Raw genomic sequence first — 18,003 nt, 5'->3', positions numbered from 1 at the left:
TAAGAAAAGGAGGGACCAAACCATGGATTTGAACGAATTACAACCTGCTGCTGGCTCACGCTCAGTACGCAACCGTGTTGGTCGTGGTACATCATCTGGAAATGGTAAGACTGCTGGTCGTGGACAAAAGGGTCAAAAGGCCCGTGGTAAGACACGTCTTGGCTTCGAAGGTGGTCAAATGCCTTTGTACCGTCGTATTCCAAAGCGTGGATTTACGAACATTTCACGTAAGGAATTCGCTGTTGTGAACTTGGACAAGTTGAACAACTTCGATAACGGTACTGAAGTTACGCCTGCTTTGTTGATCGAATCTGGTCTCGTTAAGAACCAAAAAGATGGTGTTAAGATTTTGGCCAACGGTCAACTTGATAAGAAGTTGACGGTTAAGGCAAACAAGTTCTCAGCATCTGCTGTGAAGGCCATCGAACAAGCTGGTGGAAACACTGAGGTGATTTAATGTTTCGCACGTTATTTAATGCCATCCGACAACAGGATATTCGCAAGAAGATGCTCTGGACGGTGTTTCTGATTTTCGTTTATCGAATCGGAACACACATCACGGTTCCAGGGGTAAACCCTGCTGCTTTGCAGTCAGTGGCTAACTCTGGACTCTTGAACATCTTAAATATCTTCTCGGGTGGGGGATTGTTGAACTTCTCCCTCTTTGCGATGGGAGTTTCACCCTATGTGACGGCACAAATTGTTGTGCAGTTGCTGCAATTAGATATCGTGCCACGTTTTGTCGAATGGAGTAAACAAGGTGAAGTCGGTCGACGGAAGCTGAATCAAGCGACCCGTTATTTGACCATTGTCTTTGCCTTTTTGCAATCAGTCGGAATTACGGCTGGTTTCAACTCCTTAGCCGCCTATGGCTTGGTCCAGCAAACCAACAACGTGACCTCCTTCTTATTGATTGGGTCGGTCATGACAATGGGTACTTTCTTTGCCATGTGGCTTGGTGAAATGATTACCGAAAAGGGTCTTGGAAACGGTGTTTCGATGATCATCTTCTCTGGTATCATTTCCCAAACTCCTTCTTCGTTTAAGGAAATCTTTACGCAAAACGTTTTGCAGGCTTCCAAGTCGCAAGTCGTTAATGGTTGGATTTTCGTAACGGTATTGGTATTGGCCATTATCTTGGTAATCGGGATTACCACTTGGTTCTATGAAGCTTCTCGGAAGCTTCAAATCCAATACACGCGTTCAGCGGCATCATATGGTGCTGAGGCCTATCTCCCATTGAAGTTGAACGTTTCTGGTGTTATTCCCGTTATCTTTGCTTCGTCATTGATTTCAACACCTCAAACGATTCTCTTCGCCTTCCAGAGTAAGTATTCGAGTGAGCAGTGGTTCAAAGTCTTAAAAGAGATTTTCTCAATGCAGACGACGACCGGTGCCATCTTCTATACGGTGATGATCATTCTCTTTACTTACTTCTATGCCTTTGTTCAGGTCAACCCGGAAAAGCTTTCCGAGAACTTGCAAAAGCAGGGGGCATACATCGTGTCGGTTCGTCCTGGTATCGAAACACAGAAGTTCATTACGAAGCTTTTGCTTCGTTTGTCCTTCGTCGGTGCCCTCTACCTTGGCTTTGTCGCCTTGGTACCGTTGATTGCCTCCGATGTATGGGGATTGAACGAAAAGATTGGTTTGGGTGGAACATCCCTGCTGATCACCATTGGAGTTACTCTTGATTTGCTTCGTCAAATCGATGGTTTGCTGCAAAAGAAAAACTACGTGGGCTTTATCCACTAGTTTGCTAAAGGAGTCTCGTCATGACAAAAAACTTAATTCTTTTGGGCCTGCCTGGTGCAGGTAAGGGAACCCAAGCTGAAAAGATTGTTGCCGATTATCCGATGGTTCACATCTCAACCGGTGACATCTTCCGCGCAAACCTCCGTGACAACACGGAGTTGGGTGAAAAAGCCCGCGCTTACATGGACGCTGGAAACTTGGTACCCGATGAAATCACGAACGCCATGGTCGCCGATCGGTTGACGCAGGCTGATGTGGTTGAAAACGGCTTTATGTTGGATGGGTATCCCCGAAACGAAGACCAAGCGAAGTTCTTGGACCAATTCTTGGCTGAACGAAACGAAGCGGTATCCGCTACTTTGTATTTCAAGGTAGCAGATGACGTTTTGGTTCAGCGCTTGTTGGGCCGTGGACGTGCGGATGACACAAAGGAAGTTATCGCACACCGCTTGGAAGTCAACAAGAAAGCGAACTTACCATTAGTTGACTACTATGAAAAGCACAAGGTTCTGCACACGATTGATGGTGAAGGCGATTTGGATACGATTTATTCAAACGTGAAGACTGTCTTGAATGGCTTGAACTAAGCATTTCTTGTCAGCTATTGATAATTCTGGTATAATTTGATAGGTTAAGCACTTATCGATTATGTTGAAGCATGGTTACATAGGAGGTAATCTGCGTGGCCAACGATGTCATTGAAATTGAAGGCAAAGTCAAAGAGACAATGCCAAACGCAATGTTTCAAGTCGAACTTGAAAACGGGGCGGTAATCCTGGCGCATGTTTCCGGTAAGATTCGAAAGAACTATATCCGTATCTTGCCAGGTGACCGCGTCACAGTTGAGATGTCACCCTACGACTTGACAAAGGGTCGTATTACTTACCGTTTCCGTTAAGGAACGGTCAATAATCAGTTAACCGAATAGGAGGAATAGATTATGAAGGTACGTCCATCAGTAAAAAAGATGTGTGAATCTTGTCGCATTATCAAGCGTAACGGCCGGACAATGGTTATTTGCCCAGCTAACGCTAAGCACAAGCAACGCGCAGGTAAGTAAAACTTACCACTTAATAACACTTGAAATTGAACGTAAAGGTTCTTTCAAAATATCAAAAGGAGGTAAATTGTTATGGCTCGTATTGAAGGTATCGATTTGCCACGTGACAAGCGAATTGTCATTGGCTTAACATACATCTACGGAATCGGTGCAAACACTGCACAAAAGATCTTGAAGACGGCCGGTGTGTCAGAAGACATCCGTGTTCGTGATTTGTCAGTTGATGACGAAGACAAGATCCGTGAAGCAATCGCTTCATTGAACTTGCAGTTGGAAGGTGATTTGCGTCGTAAGGTATCACTTGATATCAAGGGACTCCAAGAAATCGCTGCGTACCGTGGTATTCGTCACCGTAAGGGCTTGCCCGTTCGTGGACAACACACGAAGAACAACGCCCGTACTCGCAAAGGCCCAGCTACGGCAATTGCAGGTAAGAAGAAGTAATTTTTCTTACCATCTCTTTAATGAAAAAGCGGCTTAAGCCATTTTTTAGAAGAGCCTCACTTTCGTGAGAAATGATTATCACAACCAAAGTTGTGTAATGTTGATGAGCTTGTCTCATCCGAGAAATTATAAGAAAAAGAAGGAGGCATATTATGGCAGTTCGCACTACGCGCAAACGTCGCGTCAAAAAGAACATTGAATCTGGTGTGGCACACATCCACGCTACTTTCAACAACACGATCGTCATGATTACCGATGCACAGGGTAACGCTGTTGCCTGGTCATCAGCCGGTGCCCTTGGATTCAAGGGATCCCGTAAGTCAACGCCATTCGCTGCTCAAATGGCAGCGGAAGCAGCCGCAAAATCAGCATTGGACGTTAACATGCGTACCGTTGCTGTTACGGTTAAGGGCCCTGGTTCCGGTCGTGAATCAGCCATTCGTGCATTGGCCGCAGCTGGTCTTGAAGTAACGTCAATCAAGGATGTTACCCCAGTTCCCCATAACGGATCACGCCCACCAAAGCGTCGTCGTGTATAATTGATTTTCATTGCGCTTTGCTTTGAAAAGAGGGGGGTTAGAGTTAACAGATGATTGAATTTGAAAAGCCAGATATTCATAACATCGAAGAGGATGCCAACTACGGTAAGTTTATCGTAGAACCTCTTGAGCGTGGCTATGGGACGACATTGGGAAATTCCCTTCGTCGTGTCTTGCTGTCATCGCTTCCTGGCGTAGCAATCAACACCGTTCAAATTGACGGCGTTGTCCACGAATTCTCCACCGTTGACGGTGTTGTAGAAGACGTTACGCAGCTGATCTTGAACTTGAAGAAAGTTGTCTTTGCTACGGATTCAGCTGAAGAACACGCTTTGGAAATTGATGTTCAAGGTCCAAAGGATGTCACAGCAGCCGATTTGATGGGCTCTGCTGACGTTGAAGTGTTGAACCCTGATTTGCATATCGCGACTTTGGCAGCTGGTAAGTCATTACACATGACGGTTTCTGCTGTTAAGGGACGTGGCTATGCTTCAGCTGAAGAAAACAAGCAATTACGTGATGAAATGCCAATCGGTGTTTTAACGGTTGATTCAATTTACACGCCAATCGAGCGAGTAAACTACCACGTGGAACAAAAGCGTGTTGGTGCTCGTGATGACTATGATAAGTTGACGATGGAAGTTTGGACCAATGGTTCAATCAAGCCATCTGACGCTTTGAGTCTTGGTTCAAAGATTCTAACAGAACACCTGAACTTGTTCACGGATATTTCCCCAGTAGCACAAGAAACCAAGGTGATGGTTGAAGCTGAAGCGCCTGTTAACGCAGCCGCAGATGCCGCTCCTATCGAAGACTTGGACTTGTCAGTTCGCTCATACAACTGCTTGAAGCGGGCCGGTATCAACACGATTGAAGAGTTGACCGACCGTTCCGAAGCCGACATGATGAAGGTTCGCAACTTGGGCCGTAAGTCATTAGACGAAATTCAAGAAAAGTTGACTGAGATGGGCTTGGGCTTCCGTCAAGAAGATTAATTCATCAAAAGTTTAGAAAAAAGGAGGATTAACCGATGTCATACCGTAAGTTAGGCCGTACTTCATCACAACGTAAGGCAATGATGCGTGATTTGACTACTGACTTGTTGATTAACGGCCGGATTCAGACCACTGAAGCCCGCGCTAAGGAAATCCGCAAGACAGCTGACCAAATGATCACGCTTGGTAAGAAGGGTGACTTGGCTGCACGTCGTAAGGCTGCTGCCTACATGCGTAACGAAGTTGCTGACGTCAAGGAAGACGGCGACAACATCCGTATCCAAACGGCTTTGCAAAAGTTGTTTGAAGATGTTGCACCCCGTTTTGCTGACCGCAATGGTGGTTACACGCGCATCATGAAGACTGTTCAACGTCGTGGAGACGCTGCACAAATGGTTATCTTGGAGTTAGTCGACTAATTTCTCGAAACCTTTAACCTCCGACCCTTGGGTCGGGGGTTTTTCTTTTGCTCATTTTTACCGCTTAACCGACAATCACTACCGCTTAGCGCCTTGGCGCGTTTTTATAAAGCCTTGCTCGCTATACTATTCATTGTAAAGGAGCAAGAAATGATGCAAATTGAAACCAAAAACCTCTGCCAGCGGTACGGCGACCATCTGGCAGTCAATCAACTGAACCTCAAAATTGACAAAGGATCGCTTGTCGCCCTCCTTGGGCCAAACGGTGCCGGCAAATCCACGACGATGCGTACGCTGACAGGTTTGACCAAGCCTTCCTCTGGTCAAGTCATCTACGCCCCCAAGACCAAAATTGTCTTGGTCTTCCAGGAATCCGTCTTGGATAACGAGCTAACGGTTAAGGAGAATTTGGAAATTCGAGCCAAACAATATCGACACATTGCGGCCTCCCAAATTCCCTTGCTAATCCACGATTTGGGATTGACGACTTTTCAGGATCAAATGTATGGGTCGCTTTCTGGCGGACAAAAGCGCCGGGTCGATATTGCCCGTGCCCTGTTAAACGAACCGGACGTACTCTTTTTGGACGAGCCGACAACCGGCTTAGATATTCAGACACGCAATGCCATCTGGTCCTTACTCCACGACTTGCAAGAAACAAAGGGGCTAACCATAGTGCTGACGACCCATTATTTGGACGAGGCGGACCATGCCGATGAGGTTTTCGTTGTCGATCACGGCCAGTTGATTGCATCTGGCTCGGCCATTGAAATTAAATCCAAGTACGCCAAAAATCAGCTAATCATTTGGCCAAAGGAAGGACAAGTTGAAACGATTGAAAAGCGGCTTGCCGAAAGGGCTGTCGACTATAGCCGGTTAGCGGAAGGCGCCTTGCAAATTGCGGGCTTGGATACAAAAAAAGTTCTGGAAGTGCTCAACCAAGAGGAAGAACGAATTGAGAATTTTGAATACCGGCCGGGAACGATGGACGATGCCTTTGTTGCCCTGACTGGAAAGGAGATGCGCTAATGTTGTCACTTGTTAAACGTCACTTAATGCTTTATTTCAGAAATCGCTCCGGCGTGTTTTTCTCACTCTTTGGTGCGCTCATATCCTTTGTTCTCTACTTGGTCTTTTTAAAACAATCCATTAAGGCCAATTGGGCAACCCTACCAGATGCTTCGCAGCTCTTGGATAACTGGCTAATCGCGGGTACGTTAACGATTACGGGGATTACGACCTCGTTGACGGCACTTTCCCAAATGGTCAAGGATCAGGAGCAAAAGATTGATCTTGATTTGCGTCTAACAGACATTGGACCGGTCGCTGTTCGAGCTTCCTATCTACTGTCAGCTGCATCGATTGCTTTTGTTATGCAAGCCATCGTCTACCTGGTGATGACCGGCTACTTTGCCTGGACGGATTCGCTGTCCTTTTCCATTAGCGTTCTGCCAGAAGTCTTCTTCATTATGCTGCTTTCCGCAATTTTATCAACGGCTGTCAATGCCTTGATTGTCGGCTTGCTCCACTCGGTGGATTCTCTGTCAAAATTAGCATCGTTAATCGGAACGGCTTCGGGCTTCCTAGTGGGTACCTATGTACCGCTTGGCACGCTACCGGACTTTGCCCAGTTGTTAATGAAGCTGACACCAGGCACCTACATTGCGGCGCTCTATCGACAAGCATTGATGACACCAAAGCTAAATGAGGTGTTCGCAAAGGCGCCAGCACAACTTGATTACTTTGAAAAAAAGATGGGTGTTAAAATAGAATTGACGGCGCTGCTAACGCATGCGCAAAGTTACTTGGTTGTCCTCGTGGTACTGCTTGTTTCCGCAGGGGTTTTGACCATTCAAAGTCTAAAAAAGAGGCGTTTTGCCTAAGTTAGGTTGATCCAATCGTGAAAATCCAATTTGTTGAAAAGGAAATGCCGGAAGGCGAGGTGGAAGTGACCGTTGCGGCTGCTGAAAAAAATCAGCAAGTGGCCAAAGTCATTGCCAGCCTATCGGCGTTGGAGAAAGAAAGCCCCAAAGTCCTCTCGTTCAAAACAGCGGATGGCATTCAGCTAGTCCGGATGGCAGACGTGATATACGTGGATGTCTCGGAAACAGAGCTGCTCATTTACACGACAAAGGACTTGCTCGTCACAAAGGGGACGTTGACACAGTTGTTGGCTCGCATGAAGAACGAAAACGTTGTTCAGGTATCCAAACATGCCGCGGTCAATATTGCCCATCTTGAACGGTTAGAAAACTCTTTTTTCGGCTCCATGTTGGCAAAATTGAGCCAAGGGAACCAAACCATGGTGAGCCGACGTTACGTCAAAAAGCTAACCGAGCAATTGGGACTGTAGGAGGTCATTCATGAAAAAAGTATTCCAACACGTCATCCGGGGAATTGGCTTTGGTTCGGCGACCTATTTAATTATTTTAGCCAGCACGATGACGAGCGAACTGACCATTTCAATAAGCAGCATTTGGGCCATTTTATTGATGTCGGCAGGCATTGGCCTGCTGTCCATAATTTTTGAAAGCGATCGCTTTAGCTTCTTGACGCTCTTTGTCAGCCATCTCTTTGGCACGGCTTTTCTAGTTTGGCTAGCAGGAACATGGACGAACTGCTTTGATATGAAAATGGACAATCCGATGATTTGGCTCAATTTTCTGATCGCCTACGCCATCATTTGGGGGATTATTCGCTTCAACCAACAGAAAAAAATTTCAAAGATCAACCAAGCACTTTCCAAAAGACATCAGCAAGAAAAAGACTAAGTGATTAGTCTTTTTTTACTGTCTGGCAAAGTCGGCCGAAGACCCGGCAATATGGTAAAATAACAGGTAATGACAGACGCAATCACAATCAAAAAATTAACCTATGCCTACCCGGATCAAGAAGCCCTTTTCAAGGATTTCAATCTCTCCGTTGCAGTGGGGGAATGGCTAGCCATTGTCGGACATAATGGCTCTGGTAAGTCCACTTTAGCCAAGCTGATTTTGGGCTTGCTTGACTTTGATGAGGGCCAAGTGACGGTCTTTGGCCAAGTGCTTTCCGAACAGAGCCTGTCGGCCATTCGCCGTCAAGTGGGGATGGTTTTCCAAAACCCAGATAACCAGTTTGTTGGGGCGACGGTTGCTGACGATGTGGCCTTTGGATTAGAAAACCACCAGCTACCATCGATTGAGATGCCGGCCAAAATCGAACGGGCGCTCAAGCAAGTTGGCATGGCAGACTTTGCCGACCGGGAACCACACACGCTCTCCGGCGGACAGAAGCAGCGGGTGGCGATGGCTTCCGTCCTGGCCTTAGAACCAAAGGTCATTATTTTAGACGAAGCAACCGCCATGCTGGATCCCGAAGGCAAGCAAGCACTCTTGCAAAACCTGAAGGAATTGAAGGCGCGGTATCAAGATGAGTTAACGTTGATTATGATCACCCATGATATGGAGGAGGCCGCCATGGCAGACCGCGTGGCCGTGATTGATGATGGGCGCCTGGTCTTTGATGAAAAGCCGGAAACGCTCTTTCTAAAAGGTGATCGCTTACGGGCATTGGGCTTGGCCCAGCCATTTGCCATGGACTTGCAAAAGAGCCTTGGCATCATGAATCCTTCCTATCTGACGACGCAGGAGTTGGCCACATGGTTATCAACATTGAAGGCGTAGACTTTGCCTATGGAACCGGAAAGCAAGAAGTTCCGGTGCTAAAAGATATTCAATTAACAATTCCAGAGAACCAAATTACCGCCATTATCGGACAAACCGGTTCTGGTAAGTCCACGCTGGTTCAGCAATTGAACGCCTTGCTCAAGCCGACGGCCGGGCAGGTCCAAATTGGTCAGCACCTGGTGACCAGCCAGACGAAGGAAAAGCAATTGACTGCCATTCGTGCGGAAGTGGGGATGGTTTTTCAGTTTCCTGAAGCGCAACTCTTTGCCCCCACGGTGATTGAAGATGTGATGTACGGGCCGTTAAACTTTGGCGCCGAGCCAAAAGACGCACGGGCAGCAGCCGAGAAAGCGCTGACGCAAGTGGGGCTGGATGCGACTTTTTACGATCAGTCACCCTTTAATTTATCGGGCGGGCAGATGCGTCGCGTGGCACTGGCCGGTGTTTTGGCCATGGATCCGCAAACAATGGTTTTTGATGAACCTGCGGCTGGCTTAGATCCAGCTGGACAGGAAGAACTGCTGCAGCTCTTAAAGGATTTGCGCGCAGCCGGCAAAACGATTGTTTTGATTTCCCACCAAATGGAGCAGGTGTTAGCCCTTGCTGATCGCGTGGTCGTGATGAATGACGGACAGGTTGCCGCCGATGAAACGGTGACGGCACTCTTCGAGCGCCCCCAATCCTGGTTCGAGGCACAGCACTTAGACTTGCCTGAAACCGTTGCCTTTCAAAAGCAATTGGCGGCAGCTGGTTTCATTTTTGACCACCTGGCCAAGACGGCTGATGACTTGGCAGAACAAATCAACGATCAGATTGATTGGCCGAAGGGCAATGCCGAGCAGAAAAATGGGGCGCTGACGAGCCAGTCTGCCCAACCAACCAGTGATAAAGGGGGATTCCGCCATGAATAACCTCGTAATTGGGCAATACGTACCGGGTGACGGGCTGTTATACCGTCTTGACCCGAGAACGAAAATCTTGATGACGATCGTATACGTTTTCCTCCTGGTTTTTGCTAATGACTGGCAAAGTTACCTCTGGTCGGCCGCCTTTCTACTCACGGCACTCTTGCTGACAAGGCAGGGGCTCGGCCTTTACTGGCGCGGCATTAAGCCAATCTTGTGGCTGATTCTCTTCACCGTGGTCTTGCAGCTGCTTTTTTCTGGTGGAACCCCGGTTCTCTTCACCTTTGGCCCTGTCAAAGTCACCACACCAGGCCTAATAAACGCCGTTTATGTGGTCGTTCGCTTTGTTTTGATCGTCTTAATGTCAACCATTCTGACCATCACGACAGCACCGACCGCCATTGCATCGGCCATTGAATCACTGCTGAAACCGTTAAAGTTTTTCCGAGTGCCGGTTGCTGAACTGGCCTTGATGCTTTCGATTGCCCTACGTTTTGTGCCATTACTAATGGCCGAAACGGACAAAATCATGAAAGCGCAAAAGTCCCGGGGGATGTCGCTTTCGACCGGTTCGCTCATCAAGCGGGCCAAAGCGGTTGTTCCCTTGCTGGTGCCGCTCTTTGTCGGCGCCCTGCAACGTGCCTTAGACTTGGCCAACGCGATGGAGGTCCGCGGCTTTGAGTCAGCGGAAGGCCGAACGCGCTATCGGGAACTGTCCTATGGACGGGATGACACCCTGGCCTTCTTTGCCACGCTGATTTTTGCCATTGGCTTTGTTTGGCTAAGCATTTTATAAGACTTTTTTATTGAAAGGAGCTCGGTATGCCACGCTACCGTGCAGTTGTTTCTTACGATGGCTCGGATTTTCTGGGCTTTCAAGTACAATCGAAAAACGGCGTCGAGCGCCATCGAACGGTGCAAGGCGAGCTCATTAAGGCCGTCAACCAGATGGGCAAGAATCCGGCCGAACGGATCAAAGTCGTCGGTGCTTCTCGCACCGACACCGGCGTTCATGCCAACGGCCAGGTCATTCATTTTGACCTTCCTTATGACATTCCGGGTGAGGGGGTCCGCAAGGGGCTCAACACCATTTTGCCACGGGATATTCTGGTTAAAGAGGTGCGACAGGTCAGCTCGGACTTTCACGCCCGCTTTGCCTCGCACAACAAGCGCTATTACTATCGGGTATCGACGGCTGACTATGTCGACCCCTTTAAGCGTCGCTATACCGGCCACTTTCACTGGCACTTAGATCCAAAGCGGATTGAAGCAGCCTTGCCTGACTTAATTGGTGAGCAGGACTTTGCCACCTTTGCCGCCTCGGGCAACCAGACGGCCACAACTATTCGGACGATTACCCGGGCAGAAGTGGAAGTAAAAGAGGCTGAGCAAGAGCTGGTCTTCACTTTTGAGGGAAACGCCTTCTTGTATAATCAAATTCGAATCATGGTTGGTGTTTTACTCGAAATCGGCACCGGTCGCCGTGAACCTGATTGTATTCCAGCACTGATTGCTGCTAAGGATCGGGAGCAGGCACGTTATACGGCACCGGCCGCTGGTTTATATTTGGATCATATCGACTATAATGGAGATAGTGACATTGAAGGGGGTAGCAAATGACATTGTTTGAAGAGTACGCCCAAGCTGCAAAGGGCTTGATCTACGTAGCGACTGAAAAAGATGGACAGCCAGGTTTGCGCATCATGGGGTTTGCCATGGATCCGAACAGGGTCAACCACTGGTACCTCGTGAGCCAGCCAGATGCTGGTAAGATGGCCGACCTAAAGGAAAACAACCGAGTGGCCATCATGACGGTCATGAATGAAAACGGCGCACGAATCGAATCGAACCGTGCACGCCTGCAAGCATCGAATAAGACTTGGGCAGATGTGAAGGATTACTTCACCAACCCGGTCTTCCACCAAAATCACCCACATCCAGAAAATGAGGTGCTCTTGGAGTTGACGATTCGTTCAGCTCGCTTGGCCTCCTATGCCGGCAATGAAGTGGTGACCTTTGAAGATTAAAAGCTAACTGAAAAAGCATCCGCAACAGCCGGATGCTTTTCTTTTTGTTTAAAACGATACAAATTTTAATATTTTGTATATTAACTGCTTTTATTTAAAATAATCAAACAAAAATCTTGCCCTTTTATTCCAAACCGTGGTATAAATGAAACAGGAAAAAGGCGGTTGCTTCTCCACCGACTTCGCCGATTGGTTGCCTAGTGCTTCTCTCTTGTGCTTGGTACTCTTCTCTTCCGTAATATCGTGCACGTCTTTGGGGTGATGACCTGAAGGAAGGATCACTGTGCCTTGAATAGGCGCTTTGATCCCGTGTCGATTATTAACCATTGGCGAAGACGGTATCGTAATCATGTTCCATTGCAAAATCCTCTTACTTTGCTAACTGGACTTCCTGAAACTTGTCTTTAGTAGCTGCGGGATGCTACTGGCAACCCCTTTTTCCTAATTGGATCGGTGGCTAATTACTCCTTAGCCACCGGTCTTTTCTAACAAAATAAACCCAAAATAAAAAGCCGTCCGAAATCATTCGGACGGCTTTCTTTATTGATTTACTTCTTTTGACGTGTGATGAAGTACAGACCAGCGGTTGTTAAGCTGGCCGTTAATCCAAGGACTGTCAATAAGCTTGTTGCTTCTTTTCCAGTTGCCGGTAGGGCAGCGGGTGCAGCCGCTTGGCTCGTACTTGCTGGTGCGCTAGTCGTCTTCGACTGCGAATCGTTTGACTGATTCGAGTTTTCTGGAAGAGCAGGTGTCGATGGGATGTTAGGCGTTGATGGCGTACTTGGTGTGTTTGGTGTGTTTGGCGTATCACCACCACTACCATTCGAACTTGCCGAGCCACCACCAGAATATGCAGGTGAATAAACGGTTCGCCTTTCTGTGGCAATATTCTTACCAGTTAAATCTGCGGTATTGCCATAATTTTTCATAGCACCGTTGTCCGTGACCTCTGTTTCATAATAAATGATGTAAGTGGAGTTAATATCACCTAGATCAATATGAAAGGCCGTATCACTATCTCGTTTAAAAGCAGAATCGGTATAATATTCGACAGATTTTACAAGGGTTCCGTTAGCGTCATAGACGACGAAGCGGCCGGAGAAAGTGCCGACAAACTTCTGTCCTGGACCAAGTTGATCAGACAAGACGGCGTCGTTAATTTGTTGCTTTTTATAATTAACGCGGATTGCCCAGTGAAAAATTTTAGGATTTTGTTTATCTGGCCAAGACCATTTCGAGAGTTTCTCATTTGGGTCAGGACCCGTAGCGGGGTTGATAATGACATTCGTACTATTAGGTGTCGTGCCATCACTGTCCGGAAGATTCCAGTGAATGGTAATTGTGGTGGCAGTGGAAACCACGTTTAAATCCCATTTCAGTGCGACGTGAAATTCCCCAGTTAAATCGCCGTTCTTATTTTCATTGATGCCCTGGCTTGTAAAAGTAACGTTCACTTTCTTTGTATTAGGGTCAGCCACAGCGTTCCCGATGACATTGCCTGAACTATCCTTGAGATCAAAGTTCAAAGAAGATTGAAGCGAAAACTGGTCAGGCAGCTGAACAGTCAGAGTATTGTTTTCACTGCTTAAGGAACCCTTGGGGATGTGAAAGCCGTAGTTGACTTGTAAATCGTCAACCGGGCCAAAATGCGTTGTGGCACTCGGATCGGTCGTATCTTTCAACGTCACGCTGGTGAGATAGCTGTTCGTTTCACTAGCGTTAACCGGTTGCGTTGCAAGGAATGCCATGAAAAACGAAGCTAAAACAGCGAGTGACAAAAGATAAAGCGAACGAATGCGCTGCTTGTTATTTGTCATGTTCTGCCTCCTTAGCGGAAATGGTAACAAAATCAGAAGTTAAATGATAGGTGTTCGTATTCTTTCGATAGAATATCATTTGTATCAAATATTTCTACATCTTCTATTTTACTCGGGTATTTTTCAAAAGAGCAGGGGGAGGCGACTTTTTCCCTATATAATAGATAAAAGACAAGGAAAAGGTTGATGACTTTTAAAAGGGCGAAAGAACGGGAAAAGTCCCGCAACTTTCATTGACAGTTAGCAGATTATTTTATATACTGTAAGTCGGTATTGTTTACCTCACGATAAGCCCCGGAAACTTATTGTAACCGTCTGAGAAGGAACGCTCAGACATTGTAAACAACTAATTAAAGGAGCGCGCCATGCGTACAACATTTTTAGCAAAGCCAGGCGAAATCGAAAAGAAGTGGTACATCATTGATGCAAAGGACGTCGTATTAGGACGTTTGTCAACGGTTGTTGCTGCCATTTTGCGTGGTAAGAACAAGCCAACTTTCACGCCTAACGTTGACATGGGTGACAACGTCATCATCATCAACGCTTCAGAAGTGAAGTTGACTGGTAAGAAAGCAACAGACAAGATTTACTACCACCACTCAAACCACCCAGGTGGCTTGAAGGAACGTACTGCTGGTAACTACCGTCAATACGATTCTGAAAAGTTGTTGGAATTGTCAATCAAGGGTATGTTGCCTAAGACTTCTTTGGGTCGCAAGCAAGGTTTGAACCTCCACGTTTACGCTGGAGCCGATCACGACCACGCTGCACAAAAGCCTGAAGTGCTTGACATCAACAAGTTAGTTTAAGAAAGGAGACCAAGAATATGACTGAAGCAGCACAATATGCCGGAACTGGTCGTCGTAAGAACTCAGTTGCCCGTGTACGTTTGGTACCTGGTACTGGCGCAATTACGATGAATGGCAAGTCAATTGAAGACTACATTCCTTTCCCTAACTTGCGTGAAGTTGTTTTGCAACCATTTAACGCAACGGATACGTTGGGTAACTACGACGTACTTGTTAACGTTAACGGTGGTGGATTCTCAGGTCAAGCTGGTGCAACTCGTCACGGTATCGCCCGTGCCTTGTTGACGGTTGACCCTGACTTCCGTTCAGCATTGAAGCAAGCTGGTCTTTTGACTCGTGACGCTCGTATGAAGGAACGTAAGAAGCCAGGTCTTAAGAAGGCCCGTAAGGCATCACAGTTTTCAAAGCGTTAATTTTACGATTATCGTTTTACAAAAGTCCGACCAATTGGTTGGGCTTTTTTTGTTTGAACAATTGACTGAAAGGAGTTTTCTTATCGTCTAATTTTCTCTTTGACATCTTTGTAAAAGAGCGGGAAAATGGGCATTAGAGAGCGATTGGTAAGAGTCGGCAGAGCGCTAAGGCCTGGCCGATTAATTGAACCAATCAATGAGGGAGTGAACCGTGACAAATCATCAGAAAAAGGGGTTGGCAGATCATCAAAGCACACAGCCAACCAGTAAACAGAAGCCTGTTCAACGTTTCATTTCATTAGCAATGCTGACCTTCCTGTTGTTGCTAGGTCTGAATGCGCTGACCTTTTCTTCCAATAACCAGGATGAATTTCAGGGCTTTCATAATAGCCGGTCGGCTGCCGCCGCTGCCGTGTTAAATCCCAAGGATTACATTACGAGCATCAATTTGTCGGATGTATCCGATCCGGGTGCCAATCCCATGGGCTTTTATGACAAAGTCCTGGCCACTTGGAACTTTGCTGTGCCAAATAACGCCGAGTTGTCGGCGGGGGATACGCTCACACTGCCGATTCCCGCACAACTCGATGCCTTGACCGATGACGACTTTAATATTAAATCAACGGCGGGCAACATTTTTGCCGCGGTTCACGTGAATAGGAGCGCCAAGACGATTGTCGTGACCTTTAATGACTACACCGCCCAGGCGATTAAAACCCATACGTTGACTGGAAGCCTAAAATTGCCGCTGACCTTCAATGCTGGTGCGATTACGCCTGATAAGAATAACGTCATTCCTTGGGGAATTGGCGATTTGTCGACGACGGTTCCCGTCGGACCCATCGCCGGGCCAGCCAAACAGGAGCAGATTTTCAAGTGGTCCTGGTTTGACCCAACCGACAAGGATCTGGTTCACTGGCGAATCCGGTTAAACGCCAATGCCCAGTTGGCCATTCAAAACGGCGTCATTACTGACCAAGTCCTGTCGGGCCATCAGATTGTATCGCCTATCACGGCAAACTATGCGACCTTCACGGATGGGCAAAACTATACCGTTGGGGCGGCAATCGCCAGTGATCAAATTCATCAGACTTCCGGACAAGACTTTACCGTGAATATCGGCGATACTCACGGCGCCGTCGTCGTCGCCTACGATACGCGAATCACCGATGACCGCGAGTCGCCTTCCTACGGCAATACGGCAAAATATACTGCCAGCAACTTGCCGGGCGATTCCGTGACTGTCTGGCAGGGACTCACCAATGGTTCGGGTTCGGCGAACTCTGGTAATAAGCCAACGCCGGATCCTAGTCCAGCGCCTAGCCCAAACCCGGCACCGACGCCAAATCCTACGCCAAGCCCTAGTCCCAGTCCGGCACCAAGTCCAAATCCTAGTCCAAAGCCCACGCCGGCACCAAGCCCTGCGCCAAAACCTGAACCAACACCAGCGCCAACCCCTAATCCAACACCTGCTCCCGTTCCCAATAAGGGTAAGCAGCCAAGCGATGAGAAGGGAAAACAGTCGAATGATTCGGCAAAGAATGCTTCTGGAAATGCCCAAGCGGACACGACACCGCTGATCCCATCGGATGTTGGAAACAAGTACCGCATCGGCAAGACTTTGCCAGCAACGGCCCAAGTGATTAGCCGGAAGGGTTCCCTTCTGTTACTGACCGCTACGGTTTTGACCGCCGGCCTCGTTTGGTATTCAACCAAGCACAAGTAAAACAAGCAAAAAGCAGTCCATTCGGACTGCTTTTGTTGTCTATCAGGCTGTCGATAACTCAGTCGATAAGTGCACGAAATCCACATTACCTGTCGATAAGTAGAAAATGCCCTGTCGAAAAGTCGCCTTCGTTCTTTAAAAAAAAGTCATTTTTACGATAAAAAGCAACCTAATCCTGGGCTTTATTGAAAAAATGACACGTTTGTTGATGTATACCCGAAAGCTATATGACATGAATCCCAGAATAAAGGACGAGCGCCGAGATTATCGGTCGTTCGTCCTTTTAACTTGCTTAATAATAAGTTAAAATTTTTGGAATCAATCACTTGATCATCGCTTGTCTTAATCAAGTAAAGCCATCATTTCCTTTAACTTGGTTGTGCCCTTATACTGCTTATAGAGTTTTGAAAGGGAGTTCGTCCCGATTTGTTGACCTCGACGGAGGTTTTCATCGGGGTCACCTTCAACACGATTACCCTGTGTGCGATAGGTAATGGTATCTCCGTCGATCGTGTAGACACCGTGGCTTTCAGCTCGGTTGTGATCGGCAACATCGCTTGGAACGCCCTCGAGGGTCACCTTGTTGTCGTGAATATCCATGTTCGTGTGCGGAACAATCTTAATCTGCTTGAATGTTGTGTCGACATAGTGACCCACTTCGTTAGTTTGTGCGGAGGCGTCATTTTCAACGTAGGCCTTGGTCTTTTTGTTTAAGAGGTCGCTCACGGTTACTGCAGAGCCGTAGTCAGTTTGGAACTGATTGGGGATGCCAAGAAGCACGAGCGCTTGCTTTTTCTTCGTGGAAAGTTGGTTAACCGCCTTCTCGTCTTTGCTTTCAACGACTTTGGTAAAGACGCTTCCGTCACCTATCGATTGACCGGAGAAGAGATGGTCTTCGGTGTCGGTCATACCTTCGTGTTTGACCCCCTTGGGAACGAAGTCCAGGTTGGTGGCTGAGATGGTGTCTTCGGGAAGACCACCCTTAGGTCCGACGGTGGTACTGAGGTAGCCGTTTATCATGCGGGCTTCAGGTGTTGAGTCATTTTCCTTTGTCAGGTAAACCTCTTGGTCATTGGTAGCAGCAGAACCGTTGTATACGTGGGAAACAAGACCATTCTTGTTAAAAGTAAAAGTACTCTTCCCATCAAGGCTCTTCCATGTTCCTTCAACCGATGAAAAGTCACCCTTTGAGATCGCCGTTAAATCCATTCCTGTTGATTTCTTATCGGACTTGGCTGACGACTTGGCAGTCTTTGTCACCGTCGCAGTCGTCGTTTTATCCTTATCATGTGACTGACTGGCCACATAACCAAATGATGCACCACCGATCACCACCACAGCACCAACGGCTGCGATGGCAATCTTACTTGCTTTCGTAAGCATTTTACTCTCCATTTCTCCAATTCAACATCAAATCAGGCAGGAAAAG

General features: G+C 47.4%; 23 protein-coding genes. 21 read left to right on the top strand and 2 right to left on the bottom strand.

What is annotated here, in order from left to right; translation table 11 throughout:
- The first annotated feature begins 22 nt into the window (after window positions 1-22).
- The 18 genes from rplO (at window position 23) to G6R30_RS02585 (ending at window position 11,809) form a co-directional block, all read left to right on the top strand.
- Window positions 23-457, top strand: coding sequence for a 50S ribosomal protein L15 (gene rplO, locus G6R30_RS02670; protein ID WP_213821217.1), 435 nt, complete (start codon window positions 23-25; stop codon window positions 455-457).
- Window positions 457-1,755, top strand: a complete 1,299-nt coding sequence (gene secY / locus G6R30_RS02665; protein ID WP_213821215.1) for a preprotein translocase subunit SecY — start codon at window positions 457-459, stop codon at window positions 1,753-1,755. The genes rplO and secY overlap by 1 nt, the downstream gene beginning before the upstream one ends.
- Before the next feature lie 20 nt (window positions 1,756-1,775).
- Entirely contained in the window at window positions 1,776-2,342 is a 567-nt protein-coding gene (locus tag G6R30_RS02660; protein WP_213821213.1) for an adenylate kinase, read from the top strand.
- A 95-nt stretch (window positions 2,343-2,437) separates the two neighbouring features.
- Complete coding sequence (gene infA / locus G6R30_RS02655; protein ID WP_010691205.1) at window positions 2,438-2,653, top strand: translation initiation factor IF-1; 216 nt, start codon at window positions 2,438-2,440, stop codon at window positions 2,651-2,653.
- Between the two features lie 42 nt (window positions 2,654-2,695).
- Window positions 2,696-2,815, top strand: a complete 120-nt coding sequence (gene rpmJ, locus G6R30_RS02650; RefSeq protein WP_213821211.1) for a 50S ribosomal protein L36 — start codon at window positions 2,696-2,698, stop codon at window positions 2,813-2,815.
- Window positions 2,816-2,887: 72 nt separating this feature from the next.
- Complete coding sequence (rpsM, locus tag G6R30_RS02645; protein WP_213821209.1) at window positions 2,888-3,259, top strand: 30S ribosomal protein S13; 372 nt, start codon at window positions 2,888-2,890, stop codon at window positions 3,257-3,259.
- Between the two features lie 152 nt (window positions 3,260-3,411).
- Window positions 3,412-3,798, top strand: a complete 387-nt coding sequence (gene rpsK, locus G6R30_RS02640; RefSeq protein WP_010691211.1) for a 30S ribosomal protein S11 — start codon at window positions 3,412-3,414, stop codon at window positions 3,796-3,798.
- Between the two features lie 50 nt (window positions 3,799-3,848).
- The gene (locus G6R30_RS02635) at window positions 3,849-4,793 is read left to right on the top strand and encodes a DNA-directed RNA polymerase subunit alpha (protein WP_213821207.1); all 945 of its coding nucleotides are present in this window, start codon (window positions 3,849-3,851) and stop codon (window positions 4,791-4,793) included.
- Between the two features lie 35 nt (window positions 4,794-4,828).
- The gene (rplQ, locus tag G6R30_RS02630) at window positions 4,829-5,212 is read left to right on the top strand and encodes a 50S ribosomal protein L17 (protein WP_213821205.1); all 384 of its coding nucleotides are present in this window, start codon (window positions 4,829-4,831) and stop codon (window positions 5,210-5,212) included.
- A gap of 153 nt (window positions 5,213-5,365) precedes the next feature.
- Window positions 5,366-6,241, top strand: a complete 876-nt coding sequence (locus G6R30_RS02625; RefSeq protein ID WP_213821260.1) for an ABC transporter ATP-binding protein — start codon at window positions 5,366-5,368, stop codon at window positions 6,239-6,241.
- The gene (locus G6R30_RS02620; RefSeq protein ID WP_213821203.1) at window positions 6,241-7,095 is read left to right on the top strand and encodes an ABC transporter permease; all 855 of its coding nucleotides are present in this window, start codon (window positions 6,241-6,243) and stop codon (window positions 7,093-7,095) included. The genes G6R30_RS02625 and G6R30_RS02620 overlap by 1 nt, the downstream gene beginning before the upstream one ends.
- A gap of 17 nt (window positions 7,096-7,112) precedes the next feature.
- Complete coding sequence (locus G6R30_RS06200; protein ID WP_213821201.1) at window positions 7,113-7,565, top strand: LytTR family DNA-binding domain-containing protein; 453 nt, start codon at window positions 7,113-7,115, stop codon at window positions 7,563-7,565.
- Between the two features lie 10 nt (window positions 7,566-7,575).
- A complete protein-coding gene (locus tag G6R30_RS02610) occupies window positions 7,576-7,983 on the top strand; it encodes a DUF3021 domain-containing protein (protein WP_213821199.1) in 408 nt (135 codons plus the stop codon).
- Window positions 7,984-8,052: 69 nt separating this feature from the next.
- A complete protein-coding gene (locus tag G6R30_RS02605; RefSeq protein ID WP_213821197.1) occupies window positions 8,053-8,874 on the top strand; it encodes an energy-coupling factor transporter ATPase in 822 nt (273 codons plus the stop codon).
- Complete coding sequence (locus tag G6R30_RS02600; protein ID WP_213821195.1) at window positions 8,850-9,788, top strand: energy-coupling factor transporter ATPase; 939 nt, start codon at window positions 8,850-8,852, stop codon at window positions 9,786-9,788. Before G6R30_RS02605 ends, G6R30_RS02600 begins: the two co-directional genes overlap by 25 nt.
- Entirely contained in the window at window positions 9,781-10,578 is a 798-nt protein-coding gene (locus tag G6R30_RS02595; protein WP_213821193.1) for an energy-coupling factor transporter transmembrane component T family protein, read from the top strand. Before G6R30_RS02600 ends, G6R30_RS02595 begins: the two co-directional genes overlap by 8 nt.
- 26 nt (window positions 10,579-10,604) lie before the next feature.
- A complete protein-coding gene (truA, locus tag G6R30_RS02590; RefSeq protein WP_213821191.1) occupies window positions 10,605-11,402 on the top strand; it encodes a tRNA pseudouridine(38-40) synthase TruA in 798 nt (265 codons plus the stop codon).
- Window positions 11,399-11,809, top strand: a complete 411-nt coding sequence (locus G6R30_RS02585; RefSeq protein WP_213821182.1) for a pyridoxamine 5'-phosphate oxidase family protein — start codon at window positions 11,399-11,401, stop codon at window positions 11,807-11,809. The genes truA and G6R30_RS02585 overlap by 4 nt, the downstream gene beginning before the upstream one ends.
- 548 nt (window positions 11,810-12,357) lie before the next feature.
- Here G6R30_RS02585 and G6R30_RS02580 read toward each other — a convergent pair.
- A complete protein-coding gene (locus tag G6R30_RS02580; RefSeq protein ID WP_213821180.1) occupies window positions 12,358-13,626 on the bottom strand; it encodes a collagen binding domain-containing protein in 1,269 nt (422 codons plus the stop codon).
- Window positions 13,627-13,991: 365 nt separating this feature from the next.
- Between G6R30_RS02580 and rplM the strand changes: the two genes are divergently transcribed.
- The 3 genes from rplM (at window position 13,992) to G6R30_RS02565 (ending at window position 16,574) form a co-directional block, all read left to right on the top strand.
- Window positions 13,992-14,435: a 50S ribosomal protein L13 gene (rplM, locus tag G6R30_RS02575; RefSeq protein ID WP_213821178.1), complete on the top strand. Its 444-nt coding sequence runs from the start codon at window positions 13,992-13,994 to the stop codon at window positions 14,433-14,435.
- A gap of 17 nt (window positions 14,436-14,452) precedes the next feature.
- On the top strand, window positions 14,453-14,848 hold the full coding sequence (rpsI, locus tag G6R30_RS02570) for a 30S ribosomal protein S9 (RefSeq protein ID WP_213821176.1): 396 nt from the start codon (window positions 14,453-14,455) through the stop codon (window positions 14,846-14,848).
- 211 nt (window positions 14,849-15,059) lie between these two features.
- The gene (locus G6R30_RS02565) at window positions 15,060-16,574 is read left to right on the top strand and encodes a collagen binding domain-containing protein (protein ID WP_213821173.1); all 1,515 of its coding nucleotides are present in this window, start codon (window positions 15,060-15,062) and stop codon (window positions 16,572-16,574) included.
- Between the two features lie 342 nt (window positions 16,575-16,916).
- On the opposite strand, the gene G6R30_RS02560 is transcribed toward G6R30_RS02565, so the two are convergent.
- Entirely contained in the window at window positions 16,917-17,957 is a 1,041-nt protein-coding gene (locus G6R30_RS02560) for a DUF6287 domain-containing protein (RefSeq protein ID WP_213821171.1), read from the bottom strand.
- Window positions 17,958-18,003: the final 46 nt, after the last annotated feature.

The organism is Fructobacillus parabroussonetiae (assembly GCF_018437265.1).
Lineage (GTDB): Bacteria > Bacillota > Bacilli > Lactobacillales > Lactobacillaceae > Fructobacillus > Fructobacillus parabroussonetiae.
The sequence above is the reverse complement of the archived record's forward strand: the minus strand, read 5'-3'. Positions and strand labels throughout refer to the sequence as shown.

Coding starts and splice junctions, on each gene's coding strand:
- secY (WP_213821215.1), top strand. CDS start 457: ATGTTTCGCACGTTATTTAATGCCATCCGACAACAGGATATTCGCAAG.
- G6R30_RS02625 (WP_213821260.1), top strand. CDS start 5,366: ATGCAAATTGAAACCAAAAACCTCTGCCAGCGGTACGGCGACCATCTG.
- rpsM (WP_213821209.1), top strand. CDS start 2,888: ATGGCTCGTATTGAAGGTATCGATTTGCCACGTGACAAGCGAATTGTC.
- G6R30_RS02585 (WP_213821182.1), top strand. CDS start 11,399: ATGACATTGTTTGAAGAGTACGCCCAAGCTGCAAAGGGCTTGATCTAC.
- rpsI (WP_213821176.1), top strand. CDS start 14,453: ATGACTGAAGCAGCACAATATGCCGGAACTGGTCGTCGTAAGAACTCA.
- rplQ (WP_213821205.1), top strand. CDS start 4,829: ATGTCATACCGTAAGTTAGGCCGTACTTCATCACAACGTAAGGCAATG.
- truA (WP_213821191.1), top strand. CDS start 10,605: ATGCCACGCTACCGTGCAGTTGTTTCTTACGATGGCTCGGATTTTCTG.
- G6R30_RS02560 (WP_213821171.1), bottom strand. CDS start 17,957: ATGCTTACGAAAGCAAGTAAGATTGCCATCGCAGCCGTTGGTGCTGTG.
- G6R30_RS02595 (WP_213821193.1), top strand. CDS start 9,781: ATGAATAACCTCGTAATTGGGCAATACGTACCGGGTGACGGGCTGTTA.
- G6R30_RS02580 (WP_213821180.1), bottom strand. CDS start 13,626: ATGACAAATAACAAGCAGCGCATTCGTTCGCTTTATCTTTTGTCACTC.
- G6R30_RS02635 (WP_213821207.1), top strand. CDS start 3,849: ATGATTGAATTTGAAAAGCCAGATATTCATAACATCGAAGAGGATGCC.
- G6R30_RS02620 (WP_213821203.1), top strand. CDS start 6,241: ATGTTGTCACTTGTTAAACGTCACTTAATGCTTTATTTCAGAAATCGC.
- G6R30_RS02605 (WP_213821197.1), top strand. CDS start 8,053: ATGACAGACGCAATCACAATCAAAAAATTAACCTATGCCTACCCGGAT.
- rplM (WP_213821178.1), top strand. CDS start 13,992: ATGCGTACAACATTTTTAGCAAAGCCAGGCGAAATCGAAAAGAAGTGG.
- rpmJ (WP_213821211.1), top strand. CDS start 2,696: ATGAAGGTACGTCCATCAGTAAAAAAGATGTGTGAATCTTGTCGCATT.
- G6R30_RS02610 (WP_213821199.1), top strand. CDS start 7,576: ATGAAAAAAGTATTCCAACACGTCATCCGGGGAATTGGCTTTGGTTCG.
- G6R30_RS02600 (WP_213821195.1), top strand. CDS start 8,850: ATGGTTATCAACATTGAAGGCGTAGACTTTGCCTATGGAACCGGAAAG.
- G6R30_RS02660 (WP_213821213.1), top strand. CDS start 1,776: ATGACAAAAAACTTAATTCTTTTGGGCCTGCCTGGTGCAGGTAAGGGA.
- rpsK (WP_010691211.1), top strand. CDS start 3,412: ATGGCAGTTCGCACTACGCGCAAACGTCGCGTCAAAAAGAACATTGAA.
- rplO (WP_213821217.1), top strand. CDS start 23: ATGGATTTGAACGAATTACAACCTGCTGCTGGCTCACGCTCAGTACGC.